The sequence below is a fragment of the Bradyrhizobium sp. WSM1743 genome, assembly GCF_000473065.1.
Lineage (GTDB): Bacteria > Pseudomonadota > Alphaproteobacteria > Rhizobiales > Xanthobacteraceae > Bradyrhizobium.
The window spans coordinates 39,730-56,381 of sequence record NZ_AXAZ01000055.1 but is presented as its reverse complement, the minus strand read 5'-3'; the positions used below and the strand labels follow the sequence as shown (position 1 = coordinate 56,381).

The 16,652-nt window shown below is 59.2% G+C and carries 15 protein-coding genes; 5 read left to right on the top strand and 10 right to left on the bottom strand.

Annotated elements, in window-relative coordinates:
- On the top strand, positions 1-360 hold a 360-nt coding region (locus YU9_RS0127535; RefSeq protein WP_027575690.1), incomplete at its 5' end, for an ABC transporter substrate binding protein.
- Positions 361-588: 228 nt separating this feature from the next.
- Here YU9_RS0127535 and YU9_RS42700 read toward each other — a convergent pair.
- From YU9_RS42700 to YU9_RS50220, 5 genes are all read right to left on the bottom strand, one after another.
- Positions 589-951: a hypothetical protein gene (locus tag YU9_RS42700; RefSeq protein ID WP_245266543.1), complete on the bottom strand. Its 363-nt coding sequence runs from the start codon at positions 949-951 to the stop codon at positions 589-591.
- 134 nt (positions 952-1,085) lie between these two features.
- A complete protein-coding gene (locus YU9_RS42695; protein ID WP_036018271.1) occupies positions 1,086-1,304 on the bottom strand; it encodes a hypothetical protein in 219 nt (72 codons plus the stop codon).
- Positions 1,305-1,530: 226 nt separating this feature from the next.
- Positions 1,531-1,911 carry a hypothetical protein gene (locus tag YU9_RS0127520; RefSeq protein ID WP_156952153.1) on the bottom strand — a complete coding sequence of 127 codons (381 nt, stop codon included), beginning with the start codon at positions 1,909-1,911 and terminating at the stop codon, positions 1,531-1,533.
- 186 nt (positions 1,912-2,097) lie between these two features.
- Positions 2,098-2,406, bottom strand: coding sequence for a hypothetical protein (locus tag YU9_RS0127515; RefSeq protein WP_156952152.1), 309 nt, complete (start codon positions 2,404-2,406; stop codon positions 2,098-2,100).
- Positions 2,407-3,789: 1,383 nt separating this feature from the next.
- Entirely contained in the window at positions 3,790-3,990 is a 201-nt protein-coding gene (locus YU9_RS50220; RefSeq protein ID WP_036018267.1) for a hypothetical protein, read from the bottom strand.
- Positions 3,991-4,352: 362 nt separating this feature from the next.
- Here YU9_RS50220 and YU9_RS0127510 point away from each other — a divergent pair, with 362 nt between their 5' ends.
- Positions 4,353-4,544 (top strand): CsbD family protein, encoded by a 192-nt coding sequence (locus YU9_RS0127510; protein WP_027575687.1) that lies wholly within the window; start codon positions 4,353-4,355, stop codon positions 4,542-4,544.
- Between the two features lie 1,483 nt (positions 4,545-6,027).
- Here YU9_RS0127510 and YU9_RS0127505 read toward each other — a convergent pair.
- The gene (locus YU9_RS0127505; protein ID WP_027575686.1) at positions 6,028-6,516 is read right to left on the bottom strand and encodes a hypothetical protein; all 489 of its coding nucleotides are present in this window, start codon (positions 6,514-6,516) and stop codon (positions 6,028-6,030) included.
- 110 nt (positions 6,517-6,626) lie between these two features.
- Between YU9_RS0127505 and YU9_RS48180 the strand changes: the two genes are divergently transcribed.
- Both YU9_RS48180 and YU9_RS0127495 read left to right on the top strand, forming a co-directional pair.
- On the top strand, positions 6,627-6,839 hold the full coding sequence (locus YU9_RS48180) for a hypothetical protein (protein WP_156952151.1): 213 nt from the start codon (positions 6,627-6,629) through the stop codon (positions 6,837-6,839).
- A 490-nt stretch (positions 6,840-7,329) separates the two neighbouring features.
- Positions 7,330-7,848, top strand: a complete 519-nt coding sequence (locus YU9_RS0127495) for a hypothetical protein (RefSeq protein ID WP_036018265.1) — start codon at positions 7,330-7,332, stop codon at positions 7,846-7,848.
- Positions 7,849-8,355: 507 nt separating this feature from the next.
- Here the strand turns inward: YU9_RS0127495 and YU9_RS0127490 are convergent.
- Complete coding sequence (locus YU9_RS0127490; RefSeq protein ID WP_027575683.1) at positions 8,356-8,535, bottom strand: hypothetical protein; 180 nt, start codon at positions 8,533-8,535, stop codon at positions 8,356-8,358.
- 709 nt (positions 8,536-9,244) lie between these two features.
- On the opposite strand from YU9_RS0127490, the gene YU9_RS50815 reads away from it, so the two are divergent.
- Positions 9,245-9,832 carry a very short patch repair endonuclease gene (locus YU9_RS50815; RefSeq protein WP_084299085.1) on the top strand — a complete coding sequence of 196 codons (588 nt, stop codon included), beginning with the start codon at positions 9,245-9,247 and terminating at the stop codon, positions 9,830-9,832.
- Positions 9,833-10,107: 275 nt separating this feature from the next.
- Here YU9_RS50815 and YU9_RS42680 read toward each other — a convergent pair whose 3' ends face one another.
- The 3 genes from YU9_RS42680 to YU9_RS0127475 all read right to left on the bottom strand — a co-directional run bounded on the left by YU9_RS42680 (position 10,108) and on the right by YU9_RS0127475 (position 16,205).
- The gene (locus YU9_RS42680; protein ID WP_051380543.1) at positions 10,108-13,458 is read right to left on the bottom strand and encodes an adenylate/guanylate cyclase domain-containing protein; all 3,351 of its coding nucleotides are present in this window, start codon (positions 13,456-13,458) and stop codon (positions 10,108-10,110) included.
- 242 nt (positions 13,459-13,700) lie between these two features.
- Positions 13,701-14,669, bottom strand: a complete 969-nt coding sequence (locus tag YU9_RS0127480) for an ABC transporter substrate-binding protein (RefSeq protein ID WP_027575682.1) — start codon at positions 14,667-14,669, stop codon at positions 13,701-13,703.
- 210 nt (positions 14,670-14,879) lie between these two features.
- Positions 14,880-16,205, bottom strand: a complete 1,326-nt coding sequence (locus YU9_RS0127475) for an ABC transporter substrate-binding protein (protein WP_027575681.1) — start codon at positions 16,203-16,205, stop codon at positions 14,880-14,882.
- Positions 16,206-16,652: the final 447 nt, after the last annotated feature.

Below are 16,652 nucleotides of genomic sequence, written 5' to 3'. Positions count from 1 at the left end.
TTCGACGCTGGGGCCAAGGAGCGTGCTGAAGGGCTCCTCACGACAGCGGAGAGTCTGTTCGTTGTCTACAGCGGGCGAGTTACAGAACTCGCAGCCCGCTACCGACTACCCGCGATATACCCGTTTTCGGCGCAAGTCGTTGAGGCCGGTGGCTTGATGGCCTATGACACAANTGCCGCTGATCTTTATCGACGCGCCGCCACCTATGTCGATAGGATATTGAAGGGCGCCAAGCCTTCCGATCTGCCGGTTCAGCAGCCGACCAAGTTCCAGTTCGTCGTCAACCTTAGGACCGCGAAGACACTCGGCTTGACCTTCCCGCCTGGGCTCCTCGCCATCGCTGATCAGACGATTGAGTAGATGGCCCCAAGGCGAGGTGGACCGATCGATCGTTGAGGTCCGCTATTAGTGGCAGATCGGACCTGCCGCTCTGCCGATCATAGCTCCCGCTCCATCGCTGGATGACTACGGTTTTTCACCTTTACCCAATGCTTGCTCCGCCCTGGTTGATACGGCCGATCTCTTCTTTTTGACACCAGTCCCTCAAGGCCCATGTTGCAGGCGGCCCGAAACAGATCAGGCCCAAGCTCACCACGTGAAGGGATTGACGAAGACACCTTCAGGACGCCGCGCGAGCAGGCGCTCCAAATTCGTCTTCCGCATCGACAGCGGAAGCATACGAAGGTCGTTACCGCCGTCGGCAAGGAGATCGAAGGTGCAGAGCTGCACTTCATGATCGTGTTTGCGGGAGTGCAGCGCGTTGAAGTCCGAGACGCCATCGACGCCGAGCACGACCGCCTCGCCGTCGAGCACGAATTGCTTTTGGCGGACCTTACGCGCGGCTTCCACAATCCATGGATAGCGGCTCGCCCAATTGTAGCCGCCGCGCGTAATCAGGCGCACGCGGTCGCCATCGCGCTCCAAGCGAAGGCGATAACCGTCGTACTTCACCTCGTGAAGCCAGTCCGGCCCGCTCGGGACCGAAATGCCCTTGGTTGGTAGGCAAACTCAAATGAACGCATGCGGGAAAAATAGGCATTCGCGGCTTGATTGCGAGATTGGAACGGGGCACACAATTCAAAACGTTAGGCCCGGCGCGACGGCCTCGGCGGCAGATCAGGAGAGATTTCGCTGCCGCCGCTCTCACCCATAGCCTGCTCCACTGCCGATGCGAGCACGTCAAGGTGATCAGCCAATCTGGCAAACAACTCGCGCTTCTTGGGATCAGTCGCCAAGTCGCGAATGAGGGCGCACTCAGCAGCGTCTCGCTTTAGCTTCTCCAACCGAGCCTGCATGACTTTCATCTGCGGCCTCGATGTTCCAATGCAGGAACATTACAAATAGTTGTTCCCGGTCACAAGTGAACACAGCGATGTCCCTGACCGGGACTAGTTTCGAATTGCATGGCGCTTCCTCACGCGCCAGCCGTCGGACCGCTTGGCCCCGCACTTGTCCCCTCCAGCCCCAAGGGGTCAGGCTGGCCCGATGGGGCTTTGCACGAAGCATCAAAGCGAAGATCATCCTCTCTGGCTACGGCAGGCCCCTCAGCCTGTCTTTGAACTTGATGGTCCACGACTTCACGCTGCCATTCACCGGGTCGCGGGGACCGTGCATCTCGACATCCCCGTTGGGGTACTGGTGGCAGTTCTTCATGCCGCCGTGGATATTCCAGCAATCGCTCTCGAACTGCTCCCGCGCATCGATCTTGGCCTGCACCTTGGGGCGCACGTCGTGGCGCTCGCACGCGAACGTGTAGCCTGCAATCTCCCCATCCAGTTTGCCATCGATCACGGCCTGCTTGGTGTCGTTCCACTGTTCCAGAGCCTGCTCGCACAGCGTCGGGGTCAGGGGATAGCTGACCGCCCCGATCAGGTGCGCGGACGTGTAAACCACTAGGAACATGCTGCTCATCGCCATCTCTCCATTGCCCCATCAAAGGCCTCCTGTCGATCCCGCAGCTCTAGCCGCCTCTCCGAAGGTGTGAGCGAGTGATCGTGATCTGCGCGGCGCACAGCTGCGACGGCCACGTGAGTTGCGGGCAGACGCTCCTCTAGGATACACTCTACGCCAAGGCGTCCAGTGAGGAGGCGGACTGAGCTACAGCTTAGGCCGCACAGCGCAGTAGCGATGAAGCGCCGCGTCCGGTGTGAGCTTGCCGTCACACACTCGCTTGCACAGCGCATTCAGCCTTTCCCAGTTAAACTTCGGGTGTGCGTCTGCGAGCTGGGACCATGCCCGGCTCATGCCGCCCCCGCGCTGCTCCGGTGGAAGAGGATCGCACTTGTTCTCAGGCACCGCGCAATTGTCGAACAGCTTGCCGAGATACTGGCACTCGTAGTCCTTGTAGGTCTCGGCCGCGCCCGGGGTCGCAATCAGCAGGCTCAGTGCAATTAACTGCAATTTCATCCCTCCCTCCCTGAACGCTCGGCTCATGCGTCCTCGTCGGAAAATCGAATTCTTTAATGTGGCCGGAGAGCGGCCTTCGGCCCCGGCGGACCTTCGCTTCGGGTACTTTTCGCATTGACGCCAGTGTCGCAGGAATATCAACTCCGGCGCCATGAAGGAAATGCAAGCCCAACTAGACCTGCTCCGCGCGCAAATCGCTGAATGCGAGAGACTTCAGATTGTTGCAAAAAATCAGACTAAGCGCGACCTATGCGAGACTGCTCGTGCGCTACCGGGCCATCGCTACTGAGCTGGAGCATGCGATAGCAAATCTCTACCGCCGCCTTTCGACACCCTCCTACGCCGCACGACTCAAGAGCCGCTTCCCAAAGAGGAGAAGTAACGCCACGCACCTAAATCGCCTCAGGTTCGCGGAAGAACAAAGTGCGCCTCGGCCTTAAATTCTGAATTGAGCGATGGGCCAATGCTGGCCTAGTAGACGCACTGTCGGACCCAGTAGCCACCGCTCACCCGTATCCACTGGCATGGGCTCGGCGGGGGCTCCTTGATGATCGGCCACCCATGAATATCGATGTTTGTTGGCGCGGTGATGCCGCGCCAAAAGACAGCATTCGCTTCGGAGGAATGGAAGACCAAAGCTCCGGCAAAGCAGGTCGCGGCTACACAGCACAGCAGGAAACGGCTCATTTGTCTGATCCCGGCGAGACGTTGGACCCTTTCCGATGCTACGCGAGCCGCCGGGTTTTATCCACATGCTCCGGGGGCACTCCCCAACGTACAATTACGGGCCGTTGGCGCTACGTTGCGTTGCGAAGCGCGTTTGTGAGATCAGGCGCCTCGCTCCGAATTCGGGTCCTTCGAAACAGTTCGTTAGCTTTCATGTGGCTAGCTAACAAGCGTGCCGATTACCGCCGATTGCGGCACATTGGAATGGGAATGCCGGCCCCGGCTGTTTCTCCCAACCTGCGGCTGGGGCCGTTTTGAACTTTCGCTGTTCCAATCTCCCGCGCAAGCTTGAGCGCGGCGTCGGTATGGCGGCCATATGTCAGGCTGCTGAGGGTTCATTTGGTAAATCCGACCCGTCTCATTGTGAGCCGACAAGACGTTTCTGTGGGCTTGCGTTTGCCTTCGCCTTTGCGGTGACGAATTGAACTCCGACGTGAGACCCATCCACTCAAATCAGCTCGCAGCGTCGAAATGCCGGTCCAGTGGACGACAGAACTAGGAAGAGCGAGTAGTCGAGCAACTCCCTTCTTTTATCGCCCGCCACATCACGCCGCTCGCATCCAAACATCGCGCTCCTTATCGGGCGTCAGGATCACCCCCCGTTGCCTTGGGATGGGATCGGTTCGACGATTGAGAGAGGCCGCCGACCCGCTCGACCTAGATTGTCCGCTCCTTGGTGATCCGCAAGCTGCGAACGTAATAGCCCTGTCTTTGAACGGCTGACTTGATCTCGTCGCTGACTTTGAGAACTCGTTTTCTGCTCTTGCGCCACTTATTCTGAGAGCAAACTGCGGGTATCGCAGAGCCCGTGCTTAGAACGAGAAAGTCGCGCTTCTCATTGCGATAGACATCAAACACTTTCCGCCCCCGCTGATTATATCGAAGTAAACACGAAGTATGTTTCAGTCATTCTGCTGGGCTAGCTTACTACCTCGAATGGCTGTGCGGGTTGCAAATGTGCAACGCCCCGCGACTTCTGCTTCATCAGCAAAGATGCGGTGTAACGTCCTTTGCGCCTAACCGAGAGCACCACTCGCCTCGGATTGCACGCCTTCAGTGCCACGGCGCCATGAAAAATGGCCACTGAGGACGAACATTCTTGGTCAACTTTATTGCCGCATAAGAGGTCCACTCAGCCGATTGGCGTTGCTCACCAACACTATTCGGAACGCTGCACTTTCTGGTGCATTGGGGTGTCATCCAGATTGAAGGAGTGCGTTATGGATCGCGAGCATGCGAAAGGTGTCGCCGATAAGGCCAAGGGCAGCATCAAGGAAGGCGCGGGTAAGCTGACCGGCGATAAGGACCTGCAAATGGAAGGCAAGACTGACAAGGCCAAGGGCGCTGTGCATAATGCCGCAGGTGACGTTAAGGATGCGGCGAGAGACGCAGCAGACGCCATGGAGAAGTGAGTTCCGCTCACATGTAGGTTTCGCACTCGCCGCTCCTTCCGGGGCGGCGTTTTTGTTTGTGCTTCTGGAAAGGAAGCCGGCGCCATGCAGCGGGCATCAGAACCTGAGCACATCGTCCAACAACTGGCCGTTGCGGCACCTTCGCCTCGTGCCAAGGCTTCGTTCAAGGACGCGCCCTTCGGCGTTCGAAAGAGGCCCTCAATGTGCAGCTCTGAAAATAATTTCGCGGTCGGAATTCGAGTTCCACACTCGCGCAGGGCGGCCCTGGAGGCGCGCCGCAGCGATGCGCGGGCTGTCGGTCGCCGGGTTCGTCGAATGGCTTGTCGGCCGCGCGCTGGCCGATGCTGGCCTGATTGAACAGCCGAACCCTGAGGGTCCATAGGTTTCTGACGACGAGCCTTGACGAGCGATCGAAAGCGATCTAGCTGGATGGTGCGCGCAACCAAGGTTGCCCTCGCCCCTCGCCAACCCACAAGCGAGCTAGCGGGATCGCCACAACAGTGGAAACTTCCTTCGAGAAGGAATCCATTGTTATGGCTTCAATCAAAATCCGTGTCGTCAGCTCGCCAAGCGGGATATGCGCCTTTGCAAGACGCCCGCGCGGTCCTGGCTGCGAGCATTCTATAGCCCCGGCTATAATGGTGGTCGATCACAGGAACGTCGTGATCAGCGGCTGTGGCACCCGGCAGTATGACGCCAGCCTTGAAGACGTTGAGAGGTTTGCGTTCGGGCCTCGATAGCGGGCGGCTATTGGCCGACGTGAACTGCGACCACAGATGTACTGGCGATCCGGGGCGCATGTATTCGCGGCCTCTGATCGCCCGCCGGAGGATGTCGCGTAGGCCGGGCTAACGATGAAAGCATCGGCAGGTTTGTCAGATGTCTCATTTTTTGAGATATTTGATTGATAGTCCCTACCGGGCGCTGAACATGAGTTGACACAATCCTAACCTGTATTTTTTCCTTTGTCTGCTTACAGGTCTCGCGACGTTACTGGCTGTCATTTACGAGTTTTGCAGGCGGAAATCGGGCCGGTGGAAGAGGGCCGAGCCGCTAGACCGGCTCCTGCGTAATCGTCTGTCGCTAATGCCACTAAACAAGCTAAGAAACCGCTTCCGGCGCAGGCTCACACCCGGCGAGATTCGGCGGCTCGAACAGCGCTCACGTACGCGCCTTTAGCAACTCTTGGACTTTGGTTGTGCGCGCCGCAACGGCACCAGGGCTGCTTGATATATTGCAGGGTCCAACACCACGGACCAATAGATGAAAAACAACATCGTGCCGCTCTGCAGTCGAAAGAAGGGCCGCCTGCGTTGCCACAAGCGGCTCAAGTCGAGGGAGGAAACGCCCAAGGAGGGCAGCGATAGCGGGAGCGCTACCGCACATCCTCGCTAGATGATCGCGATTGGCGGCTCAATTGAACGTAGGGAAACGTCGAGCATCCAAAGGGGGCATGGAACGATACGAAGGTTTATTTTCCGCACTAGGCTGGAAATTGGTCACCCACCGTCGCTGTCTTGCCTTGCAATATCCCAACTACATCGGTGAGAAATTCCCGATAGACCATTTCTGGCAATCGGTTTTCACGTACAGAGTGGCCCAAGTACCAGAAGGCGAATCCTAGTGCGAAAGTGAGCGGCAGAACCTCGGTAGATATTGAGGCCGTTCCGCTTTCGTTGGCCAATTGATCGCGAAACCAATGGAAGCGGTCGCCCTCAAAACGGAACAACTCCGCGAGTGTTTGGTTGCGGTCATCTTCCGGCACATGCGCCAACACTGACTCAAGCACCACCACGCTCAGATACGCAGCAGCTTCAAGCTCGCTCCTTCCCGCCTTTCTGAAATCACCGGCGGCTTGCTTTAGTTTTGGAAAAGTTTTGAGCAGCTTCTTAAGCTCAGGGACGAAATGCAAAATCGAATGGATATTGACGATCACGTCGGTCTGATACTTGAAGCCAGCCCATCCGAACATCTCACGACTCTCTAACGGTTTGACGGTTATCTAGATCATCCTGCAGAATCTCGCACCGATTATAACGTCGCCAGCAAGTGGCGCTAACGCATTAAAGGAAAACGGGCGGCATGACGCCGCCCGTCGTGTCGAGTTTACGCAGAGCGCTTAGACGCTGCGACCTGCTTGCTTCCGACGTGGTCCTTCTCAGTCAGAATCTCGCTGACTCTTCCCGCATTGATGCGGTAGTCGGCAGCGATCTCGTGCTGAAGCTGACCACTCCAATAACGCAACCAAACATCCACAGCTTCGTCAAACGTAAACTTCGTCTTCCGCAATTTTAGAGTCCTTTGTGTTGGACCCCTTGACCGGACTCATACGTTCAGTATTACTGAACGTCATAAGAGAGACGGCCACGAGGCCGCATGGGAGTTGACAACGGATCACGAAAGCCGGGCATTCCTTGGGGAAGGGGTTAGCCCGGTTTTTTCGTCATCAGGCGAATCAAGTTCGCCCGACCCCGCCAACCTACAAGAGATTCGCCGCGATGCGTGAATCTGCAGCCAACAACCGCAGCTTATTCGACCTATTCACAGCCCGTTGACTCTACGCGAATCGATTTCAGCGATCCTGTCCTCGCGACCCGCCGCAGGGCCAGATGCGGCAGGAGCAGAAGGACGGTCGGGCTGGCGAAGGCCAAGCACGAGGTCCGCGAAGCCAACGAACAAGAAAGGCTTCATCGTTGACGTCAACGTCCAGCTCAACGGCCGGTCGGCCCGCCGGTTACCGCGTCACCAATCTGCATCAGGTAATAGACCTGCCGGAATAACGCACATGGCGCTCACCGACATTCAGCTTTTCACCGCGTGCATGGACTTCACGCTGCGCCACACACACGAATTGGAGCGGCAGACTTTCAAAGAATTGGAGACCAGTGGCGCGACCCAGTTGGTCAATGCCTTGCGCGTATTCCGCCTTCAACGCGCCGTCTTAGCCGTTGGAATGTTCTCGATGTTTGAAGCACTGCTTCAATCGAAGCTAACTTGGTCCCAGCCCTTCATTCAACTCGACGACTATTTACGTGCGCACGGCAAGCATGACCTCGCTTCGGCCTTCGTTGACTACAGGCTGGCCGTAAATGTGCTTAAGCATGGCGAGGGCAGAAGCCATCAGGAGCTGTTGGCGAGAACGAGCCAGCTCGAATTCAAGGTCCGTGCCGACGGCGATCATTTTGACGGGGAAGGTGACGTCTCTGATGTCGGCTTCCTTGTAGATGTTGACGACAAGTTTGTGCACCGCTGCGCCGAGCTTATCGAACAGGCGGCAGACGCCATTGGCTCTCCGCTCGAATGACACGGGGGGATACCGAACCGGAACTCCGCGCAAGGGACACTGGACGGACACCGATTCCGTTTCCCCTGCTACTTCAACGCGGTAGATAGAGTGACAATCTCCCACAAGGGGAGAAGCCGCCCGTCGACGTTAACAGAGTGGGGCGGGTCTTAGCGCTGCTCCACCCTTTCGCGCCAAAGGGCATCGAAAGTGTTTCGGTCAGCCGGCGCCCAGGCTTTTGCGTCCATCGGATCCCTAGACTTTTCGGTAAGGGCGCCTTCAAGTTCTCTATCGGACTGGGTGGAAGCTGGAGCGGGCCACTCCAACAATGACTTCGAAAGCATGGGCCTGCCTTCGTACCAGCATCTTCGTCCGTCGATGATGCGCCAAGACCAATACTCCCGCGCATTTGGTGGCACCTCGGCGCTGCATTGTTGTTTCGCCTGCGCAGTTGGCAGTCCAATCAACAGGAGCGCAGCGACGCAGGTGGCAAAACGAATTGATGGAAGTTGTTTTGCCATCTGAGCGCTATGGGCTACTTCGTTGCTGCAGCCGAGCTATGGCGACCACCAGATCGGGCCGCTCAAGAACCTCCACCAGCTTGTCGAGGATCATCCGCTCATTGTCGTTGGGGCGAGGCTGAAGGTATTCGTCCAGTATGCATTGGGCTTCGCTGATGGCGTGAATAGCCAATTGCTGATCTGTCATTGCTTCTTACCTATTCAGATCGCATTCAAATCGCAGGGGGCGCCGGTAGAGGAAGATGGAAGATCAAGACTTGATTTTGACTTATCCCATCAAGTTTTATTTCACTGCGTGATGAGGCGTGCTGTTCCCCGGAGCAAAGCGCTGACAGGCCACGCCGAAAAACCCGCGGAGGACGATTAGGGGCGGGACGTAGGTGGGGGTCCCGGCTCCCTGGGGTTAATCAACTGGTGGAACCGGCAGAACTAAGCAGCGGAGACCAAAAACTCGGGTAAATGCTGTCGGGGGGAACGTAGGTAGCCCTCCCCCGCTACCATTTTGAAATCGTTGATGTTTTTACCGATTTCGCCTAAGGGAAAATGACCCCCCAAAAATCGGCCCGTACAAATTCTGTACAAACCATGTAGGAAGACCGAGCGGTCGTCATTCAATCACTCTGGTAAGCCTCTTGTGGCCGTCTCGCTTAGCAACCGCTGTTCGCAAATTGGCACCTCAGCTCGGCGCGGCTCAGGCCGTACCGGTCGCCCGCTCCTCTGGGGCCGATCACGACAATGACGCGTCTGGCGTAATCGCGCGCCCTGTTGACGGCGGCGAAGCCCAATAGGCCGTCGGTGATCCCTCCAGATGATGACGCGAAGCTCGGACCGTGCCTGCACGACCGATGATCGCCACGGAGAGACCCAAGATGCCGTAGACCGGCGAGCAGAGGCCGATGAAGATTCCTGAGAGCCAGAACGGCCCGCTGCGCGATTCCGTCGCTCGGGATCACGAAGTTCGGCAGGATCGCGACGTACGGCGAGAACGGGTTGGTGATGATCGAGTAAAGATTGGACTGTCAGCCTCTCGGAAATTTAGAACAGCCCAGATCGCTCCTAGTGTACTATCATTTAGGACTGGCCAGCCACTTAAATGCACCACGCGTAGCAAAGAACAAATCAGCGCACAGATGAGGCGCATCCGGAAGACGGACACGCGCCCGGAGCTGCTTGTCCGCAAGTTAGCGCACAGGCTAGGTCACCGGTTTCGCCTACACCGCCGCGACCTTCCTGGCACCCCTGATCTCGTTTTCCCATCCAAGAGGAAAATCATTCTCGTTCATGGCTGCTTTTGGCATCAGCATGACTGCTCGCTAGGGCGCAGGCAGCCTCAAAGTAACCGGGATTACTGGTTACCGAAGCTGGCGCGCAATGTTGTCCGTGATAAGTCGGTGCAGCGAGAGCTGGCCTGTCTTGGCTGGGCTGTGCTGGTTGTATGGGAGTGCGAAACCCGCGACCCTCTTCGGTCGACGAAGTCACGGTGAGAAGGGCGGCAGAGCGCCAGGATTGAACCGATCTGCCGGCACTTGCCGCGGTGGCCACGATACCGCTGCCGCGATTGAAAACGTGGCAACGTATTCTCGATTTCTTCCGCGAGTGGGAGGATTGGCCGATCGTCGAAATTGACTGCATAGGCTGCTCCTCCGAATCGTGGGAGCCTCAAAACGGCGCCCACTCCTTGGCGCTCTCGTGCCAGTGGAGGAGCCGTCCACAGCATCAACTGCGGACGTTCCTTACAAACTTCGTGACATGAGCGGCATCATCGCGCCAGCGCGTCGAGTAAGATTTTGGCCTCCTTCAAGTCGGGCGTGCCGAAACCCTCGGTGAACCAGCCGTAGATCGGGGCGAGGAGATCCCGGGCTTCGGCGTTCCTGCCTTGGTCGCTCCAGAGCCGCGCGAGGCTTGTGGCAGCACGCAGTTCCAGCGTCCTCGCACTCTGTCCGCGGCTGACCTCGATTGCGCATCGAAAACAGGCTTCGCTCTCATCGTGTTGCCCGCGCGCCGCAAGCAGCCGACCCCTAAGGCTGTGCATTTCGGCCTGCCACCAAGCTTCACCGCTCACTGCTGTCAAGGCGAGCGCATCCTTCAACAATTCGAGCCCTTCGTCCGGCGTGCCGAGGTCCGCTTTAGCGCTTGCCAAAACGGCCAGCATGTAAGGTCTGGTGACTTGGCGGACAGCCGAAAAGAGCGCGAGACCCTGTTCCATCAAAGAGATTCCCTGCTCGAGTTCGCCGCCATCCGCCGTCGCCCACCCCAAGAAGAACACTCCAGCGCCGCGCATCATGGGAAAGTCGTGCTCCTGCGACAGTTCGATCAGCTCAGTCGCGAGATCACAGCAGCTTTGCCTCTGGCGGCCGACCTGAAGGACGATCGCATGTTGCCACATGCCGATGGCAAGGCTGTAGGGATGGGACAAGCTCCGAGCTAACGTGACGGCCTCGGCACCGAACTTCATTGCCTTTTGAGGGAAGCCCAACAGCGCGATGTTGATCGCCCTGATGCCATGAGCGCACACGCCAGGATCATGTCCACTGAACGCGAACGCGAGAGCATGATGCCGGGTGCAGTCGTATTGTGAAATGCCTGTTTGAGAATGCTCGTCTGCAGCGGCCAAGTTGCCGCACCAAAGTGACGTGGCCCACTTCGCGTGATGCCCCTCAAGGACGAGATCGTCGGCGCCCAAGCGCTGCGCGAGCTTGAGAAGCTCGTCGGCGTGAGCCGCCGCTTCGCTCAAGCGTCCCGAGGTCATCGAATAGTAGTAGAGGCCCCATAGCGCCCTGAACTGCGCCGCGCTATCTTTTCCCGCCTCAAGAGCCACGGCGCGGCGGTAGATCGCTTCGACCTCCGGTGACCCGGGGCCCTTCACCATCACAAGGGCCGGCCCGAGCTTGACGCATAACTCCAGCTCTTTCGCTGCACGATCGGGTTTTTCAGCAAGCTTGCTCAAGAGGTCCAGCGCAACGGAAAAGTGATGAATAGCCTCGGCGTGGCCCGAGCGCACCATCGCCAAATCCCCCGCCCGTTGCCAATACTCGACCGCGGCATCACTGCGCCCGGCCTCTGTGAAGTGATGTGCCAATAGTTCCGGCTCGACCGCAGCGGTGGCGGCAAAATCATCGCGTAACACTTCGCCGACGCGGCGGTGCAAAACCTGGCGTCGGCTCTTAAGCAAATTCTCATAAGCGGCATCCTGGATCAGCACGTGCTTGAAGCGATAATCGGCATCGGGCGGTAGGCCCTGCACCAGCAGAATGTCCGCCTCGGCGAGCCGTTCCAGCGCAATCTGTAGCGGCCTGTCCTCCATAGCCGTTACGGCGCGAAGGAGTGTGTAGGAAAAGTCACGGCCGATAACCGCGCCGATCTGGGCCACCTCGCGCGCCGGGCCAAGCCGGTCGAGCCGCGCCGTCAACGATTGCTGCAGGGTCGGCGGAATCGCCTGGATGCCCCGCCCACCGCTCTCCAGCAAGAGCCGTGTCATCTCCTCGACAAACAGCGGCACGCCGCCGGTGCGCTCGGTCACGCCGTCAACCACTTCCCTTGACAGCGCACAGCGAGAGGCAAGCTCGCCGACCATCTGGCGCACCTGCAAGCGATCGAGCGGAGCCAGGGAGATTGTGCTGTGATGCGAGCGCATGCCCCATGGCGGACGGAACTCCGGCCGGGCGGTGATGAGAACGAGCAAGGGCGCCAGCGCACCGCGTTCGGCGATGCCGCGCAATAGCTCGAGCGTGGTCGGATCAGCCCAGTGCACATCTTCAAGTGCCAGCACCACGGGCTGAGTTCGCGCGCCGGCCATGACCCAGTTGGTGAGCGCTGTCAGCTGTCGGCGCCGCAATTCTTCCGGCTCTAAAGTCGGCGCACGGTCCTGCGGCAAGGGGATGTCCAATAATGGCGCGAGTAAGGTGACATTCGCCGCCGGGTCGAGCTTGACCAGCGCCAGCGTATTCTCCAGGTCCGCGAGACGCCGCTCGGCGGGTATGTCGGCGCCGCCGAAGCGCTGCCGGCCCCAATCGGCGATCGGGTGCAGCGGCGTGTTCTGCAGAAGCTGCGAGCAACTCCATTCGACCCAAGTGTGCGGCACCTCGCGCAGCCGGGGATGGAATTCCTCGATCAGGCGGGATTTTCCCAATCCCGGCTCGCCCACAATTATCACCAACTGACCGTCGCCCCGCCGCGCCCGCTCCCAGCGCCGCATCAACATCGCGATCTCTTCTTCGCGACCCACCAGCGGCGTGAGATGGCGCTGTCCCGCACGGCGTCCGCCCCCGCTCGCCCGCACAAGCCGGTACAGCGTCACTGGCTCTGGCACGCCCTTAAGTTCATGGCTGCCGCGTTCCTCAACGACGAACAGACCGGCAACCTGATGCTGCACCCGCGCCGTCACCACGACCGTTCCTGGCTCCGCTAACGCCTGCACCCGCGCCGCAACGTTCGGCGCGTCACCGTAAATCTCGCCCGCCGCATCGATCACGACCGGCCCGGTTTCAATCCCGACGCGCGCGTTAAGTGTTGGCTTGCCAACCTCAGTATTCCTGCGGTTCACCTCGGCGAGCGCCCGTTGGATCGAGAGCGCCGCTCGTGCCGCGCGTTCGGCGTCGTTCTCCTGCGCCATCGGGTAGCCGAACAGCACCATGACCCCGTCGCCCAACTTCTTGGCGAGATGGCCGCCCATCTCGGTCACGGCGGCGCAGGCGGCATTGAGATAAGCCCTGACGAGGTCGCGCCACTCTTCGGCATCGAGCTGCGCGGAAATGCTGGTCGAGTTGACGAGATCGCAGAACATAACTGTGACATAGCGGCGCTCGCCGCCGACCTCCGCCGCGGCCAAGGCCGGCGGTGGTACTGCGGTCGGGATTGGCTTTGACGCGATGGGTGTGCGAGGCGGTGCTGAAGTTGCCCTGGCGGGCGCGGCTGGTGCGTTCTTCTCGATACCGTCGATGTCGGCAATCGCGCGCAATATTTTTCGGCGATCACCGAGGACGACCCCGAGATCTTTCAGGTCCTGATCGGTCAGTTCACGAAGGACCGAGAAATCAATGCGGTTTTCAGCAAAACGCTGGGCGTACTCGGACATGCCGAGCTTTTCGAGCCAGTCGGCAACCTGCTGCATCGCGGCCCCCTACGGATTTTGCGCTATCCGGTCCGGACCGACAGAAAGTCTACCACGCGCGCCGACTTATTGCAGCCCCGCAGAGGGGGGCATGTCGGCTCAGGGTCATGAGCGCCGGTTGGCGGCTCCGCCGGTTTCTTCCGGTCTACCTCGATGAGCCGACAACAGGGACGCCGGTCGGACCTGCGCCTTCGGGCCAACAACGGCCCTTAGCGAGGGCAACGACACCGAATGAGAACTCATTACTCGATCACCTCGTCTGCCCCCGCGAGGAGCGTTGGCGAGATAGTGAGACCGAGCACCTTTGCGGTCTTGAGATTGACCACGAACTCAAAATTCGTGGGCTGTTCTATGGGCAGGTCCGCGGGTTTGGCACCCCTTGCAATGCGATCAACGTATTCAGCGGCTCGGCGGTACATCCCCGTGATGCTCGGGCCGTAGGACAGTAACCCGCCGACATCGACCCACTCGCGGAAAGAAAACATAGATGCCATACGGTGCCCCAAGGCAAACTCGGCCAGGCGAGCACGATCACGGAAAAAGAACGGCGATGTCATAACTATGAGATTGCCGCGATGATCAGCTGGGGCTTGGGCGAGCGCTTGTTCGTAGTTGTACGGCTGGTCGCGCAGCTCGATGCCAACAAGTCGCACTCCCAGCTTGGCACTGGCGTCGCTCGCAGCCTTCCATTGGTCGGCTGAAATCTGATCCCAGAAGACGGTCGCTGCCTGCATATTCGGGAACGCGTCCTTCACGAACTGCAGGCGCTTCACTACGAGTTCGATCTGCTGAAGGTAGACGCCGGTTACGTTGCCGGTGGGTCTGGCCAAACTTGTCACATAGCCTTTGGCGAGGGGGTCGTAATCAACTGCGACCATGACGATCGGGAGCGATCGCGTCGTTGCAAGGGCTGTCTTGAGAGCAATTTCGGTACCTGAAGCTATGACGATATCCGGCTTGTTCGCAAGCAGCTGCTCATAGCCAGAGGCGAATGCTTCGGCAGTCCGAGCCTGCACGTGATCAAAAGCGAAGTTCTTACCATCCTGGTAGCCGAGCTCGGCCATGCGCTGCTCAAAGCCCTGCCAAAATCTTTCCGACCTCGGCTGACCACTCACGCTACCGACGCGCAATATCCTTGACTGCGCGCGCGTCGCCGACGGCCAACCGACCGCCGCAGCCCCGACCACTGCGATGAATTCGCGTCGTCTCATCGGCTTGGCCCTCGGGCCGACAAGGGGCAATCTACCACATAGTTGGTGAGCACGGCGGCCTTTTACGTCGCAGCGAACGGCGTGCCAGACTTCCGCAAACTCAGGTTGAGCAAATCTGGTCGGCTATGGCGCCATGAGCAGACCTCCGCCAGACGAGGCGCAACTTCGCTGATGGGCCAGCTGCTGACTCATGCAACGCAGCATACACCGCTACGCGTAAGCCTTGGCGACCTCATCTTGTGCCCATTTCACCGCGTTCTCGGCCGGCATGCCTTGGATCGCCTTCGCATACATGTCCGTGATGATGTGTTTGGTCAGCACTTCGGCGGCCTTGCGATTGGGCGGCGCCGCATATCCTGGCAATCGGCCGAATGGCGGGATATCGCGGAACGGCAGCAGAACCGGATCGACTTCCCATACCTTGTCTTTCTCCCAATCCCTGGTAGCGCCGTTGGAGTACCCCTGCTGCGAGGTAAACCATTCCGCAAAAACCGGTTTAGAGTGCACCCAGCGCAGGAAATCCTTGGCCGCTTTCTGGTTGTTAGAGTAACCCATTAGGACATCGGTGAAGGGACCTGGAAGGTTAAACTGGCCGCCCGGACCCTTCGGGATGCGCGCGTGCAGGATGTCCTTCCACATCGGCGTGCCCTTCTCGGTCAGATGCACTTCGGGTTTGCGCTTGGCTTCAATGTAGATCGAGGCGCCGTTGTTGGTGGCGCTGATGGTCCCCGACAGGAAGGCGCGGTTGTTGTTGGTGTCGTCCCAGGCGAGCCCACCCTCGTCGCAGGTGTCTTTCCAAAAACCAACCGCGAACTTGACCGATTCGATGGTTTCTCGGCTGTTCAAGACCACCGTCTTGCCGTCGGCGTCGACCTTCTTCCCGCCCCAAGACCACAAATACGGGTACCACCAGCCCGGCGCATCGCCGAACGTGTGTGCGGCGGTTTGGCCGATGGGGCGGCCCTTGGCCTTGAGTTTCTTGCCGGCGTCGAGCAACGCGTCCCAGGTTTCTGGAAAGGCATTGTACCCAATCTCTTCGAACCACGACTTGCGGTAAGCGATCAGCGTGCCTCCGACGGCCCACGGCACGCCGATCCATTTGTTGCCGACGGCGGCGACATGCTTGGAGACGTCGTAGTAGCCGCCTTGGGCCTTGCCGATCTCCTCGGCCACATCACCGACATCGGCGAGACTTTCGGCGTAGAGCTGCGGCCGGATACCGGGCAACATGGTGATGTCGGCTCCGGTTCCCGATTGGATCGCCGATGTGATGCGCGACTGCAGATCATTGGCGTTGATTATTTCAAGCTTGAGCGTGATGCCGGTCGCCTTCTGGCATTCCTGCGTGATCCGGCCTTTGAGGAGCACGTCCGAGGCCGGCACGAAATCCGTCCAGCGCAGCCAATGAATATTCGTTCCCTGCGCGTAGGCCGGAGCGCGTCCAGTGGCCAGGATGGCAGGTAGGCCGCAGGTTTGTGCCGCGACAACACCGGCTCCGGACAATTTGAGAACTCTACGTCGCGTGATGCGCGCCATGTTTCCTCCTCCCATTGTTGTTATGCGCTGGAGTTTGCATTTGCTCAGCCGCGCACGTGTGCACTCCGAGGCGTCGTGAACCAACCAGGCCATCAGGGCGGGGCGTGCAGCCGAGTGCTCCCAGGCGTGACGCCGACTAAGAATACGCCTATTCAGTCCAAACCGCAGCTCCAATCCAGGCGCGGGTATCTTCACCACGCCCCTGGCGTCGCAAGGGTGACCCAGTGCCGCCGCGGCGTTAGTCGTTTGACGCGCTTGTGGTTGATGGCAATGCCACGCAATCGCAGATAAGGGACGAATGGTGCGTCGCAATACACTGCCGTTGACGATGGCGGTTCTGGGTCAATCGCGTCGGTTCGGCCTGATCACAGCGGCGTCTGGTTTACCAATCATTGCGGACATCAAGGCGCCGGACCGAGATTGTAGCGATGGGCCCACAAGCCGAAC

Bases quoted from the DNA above. Each gene is read 5' to 3' on its own strand.
- YU9_RS50815 (WP_084299085.1), top strand. From the start codon at position 9,245: ATGAAGATTCCTGAGAGCCAGAACGGCCCGCTGCGCGATTCCGTCGCT.
- YU9_RS0127510 (WP_027575687.1), top strand. From the start codon at position 4,353: ATGGATCGCGAGCATGCGAAAGGTGTCGCCGATAAGGCCAAGGGCAGC.
- YU9_RS0127515 (WP_156952152.1), bottom strand. From the start codon at position 2,406: ATGAAATTGCAGTTAATTGCACTGAGCCTGCTGATTGCGACCCCGGGC.
- YU9_RS48180 (WP_156952151.1), top strand. From the start codon at position 6,627: ATGACGCCGCCCGTCGTGTCGAGTTTACGCAGAGCGCTTAGACGCTGC.
- YU9_RS0127490 (WP_027575683.1), bottom strand. From the start codon at position 8,535: ATGACAGATCAGCAATTGGCTATTCACGCCATCAGCGAAGCCCAATGC.
- YU9_RS0127495 (WP_036018265.1), top strand. From the start codon at position 7,330: ATGGCGCTCACCGACATTCAGCTTTTCACCGCGTGCATGGACTTCACG.
- YU9_RS42680 (WP_051380543.1), bottom strand. From the start codon at position 13,458: ATGCAGCAGGTTGCCGACTGGCTCGAAAAGCTCGGCATGTCCGAGTAC.
- YU9_RS0127520 (WP_156952153.1), bottom strand. From the start codon at position 1,911: ATGAGCAGCATGTTCCTAGTGGTTTACACGTCCGCGCACCTGATCGGG.
- YU9_RS0127475 (WP_027575681.1), bottom strand. From the start codon at position 16,205: ATGGCGCGCATCACGCGACGTAGAGTTCTCAAATTGTCCGGAGCCGGT.
- YU9_RS42695 (WP_036018271.1), bottom strand. From the start codon at position 1,304: ATGAAAGTCATGCAGGCTCGGTTGGAGAAGCTAAAGCGAGACGCTGCT.
- YU9_RS0127505 (WP_027575686.1), bottom strand. From the start codon at position 6,516: ATGTTCGGATGGGCTGGCTTCAAGTATCAGACCGACGTGATCGTCAAT.
- YU9_RS0127480 (WP_027575682.1), bottom strand. From the start codon at position 14,669: ATGAGACGACGCGAATTCATCGCAGTGGTCGGGGCTGCGGCGGTCGGT.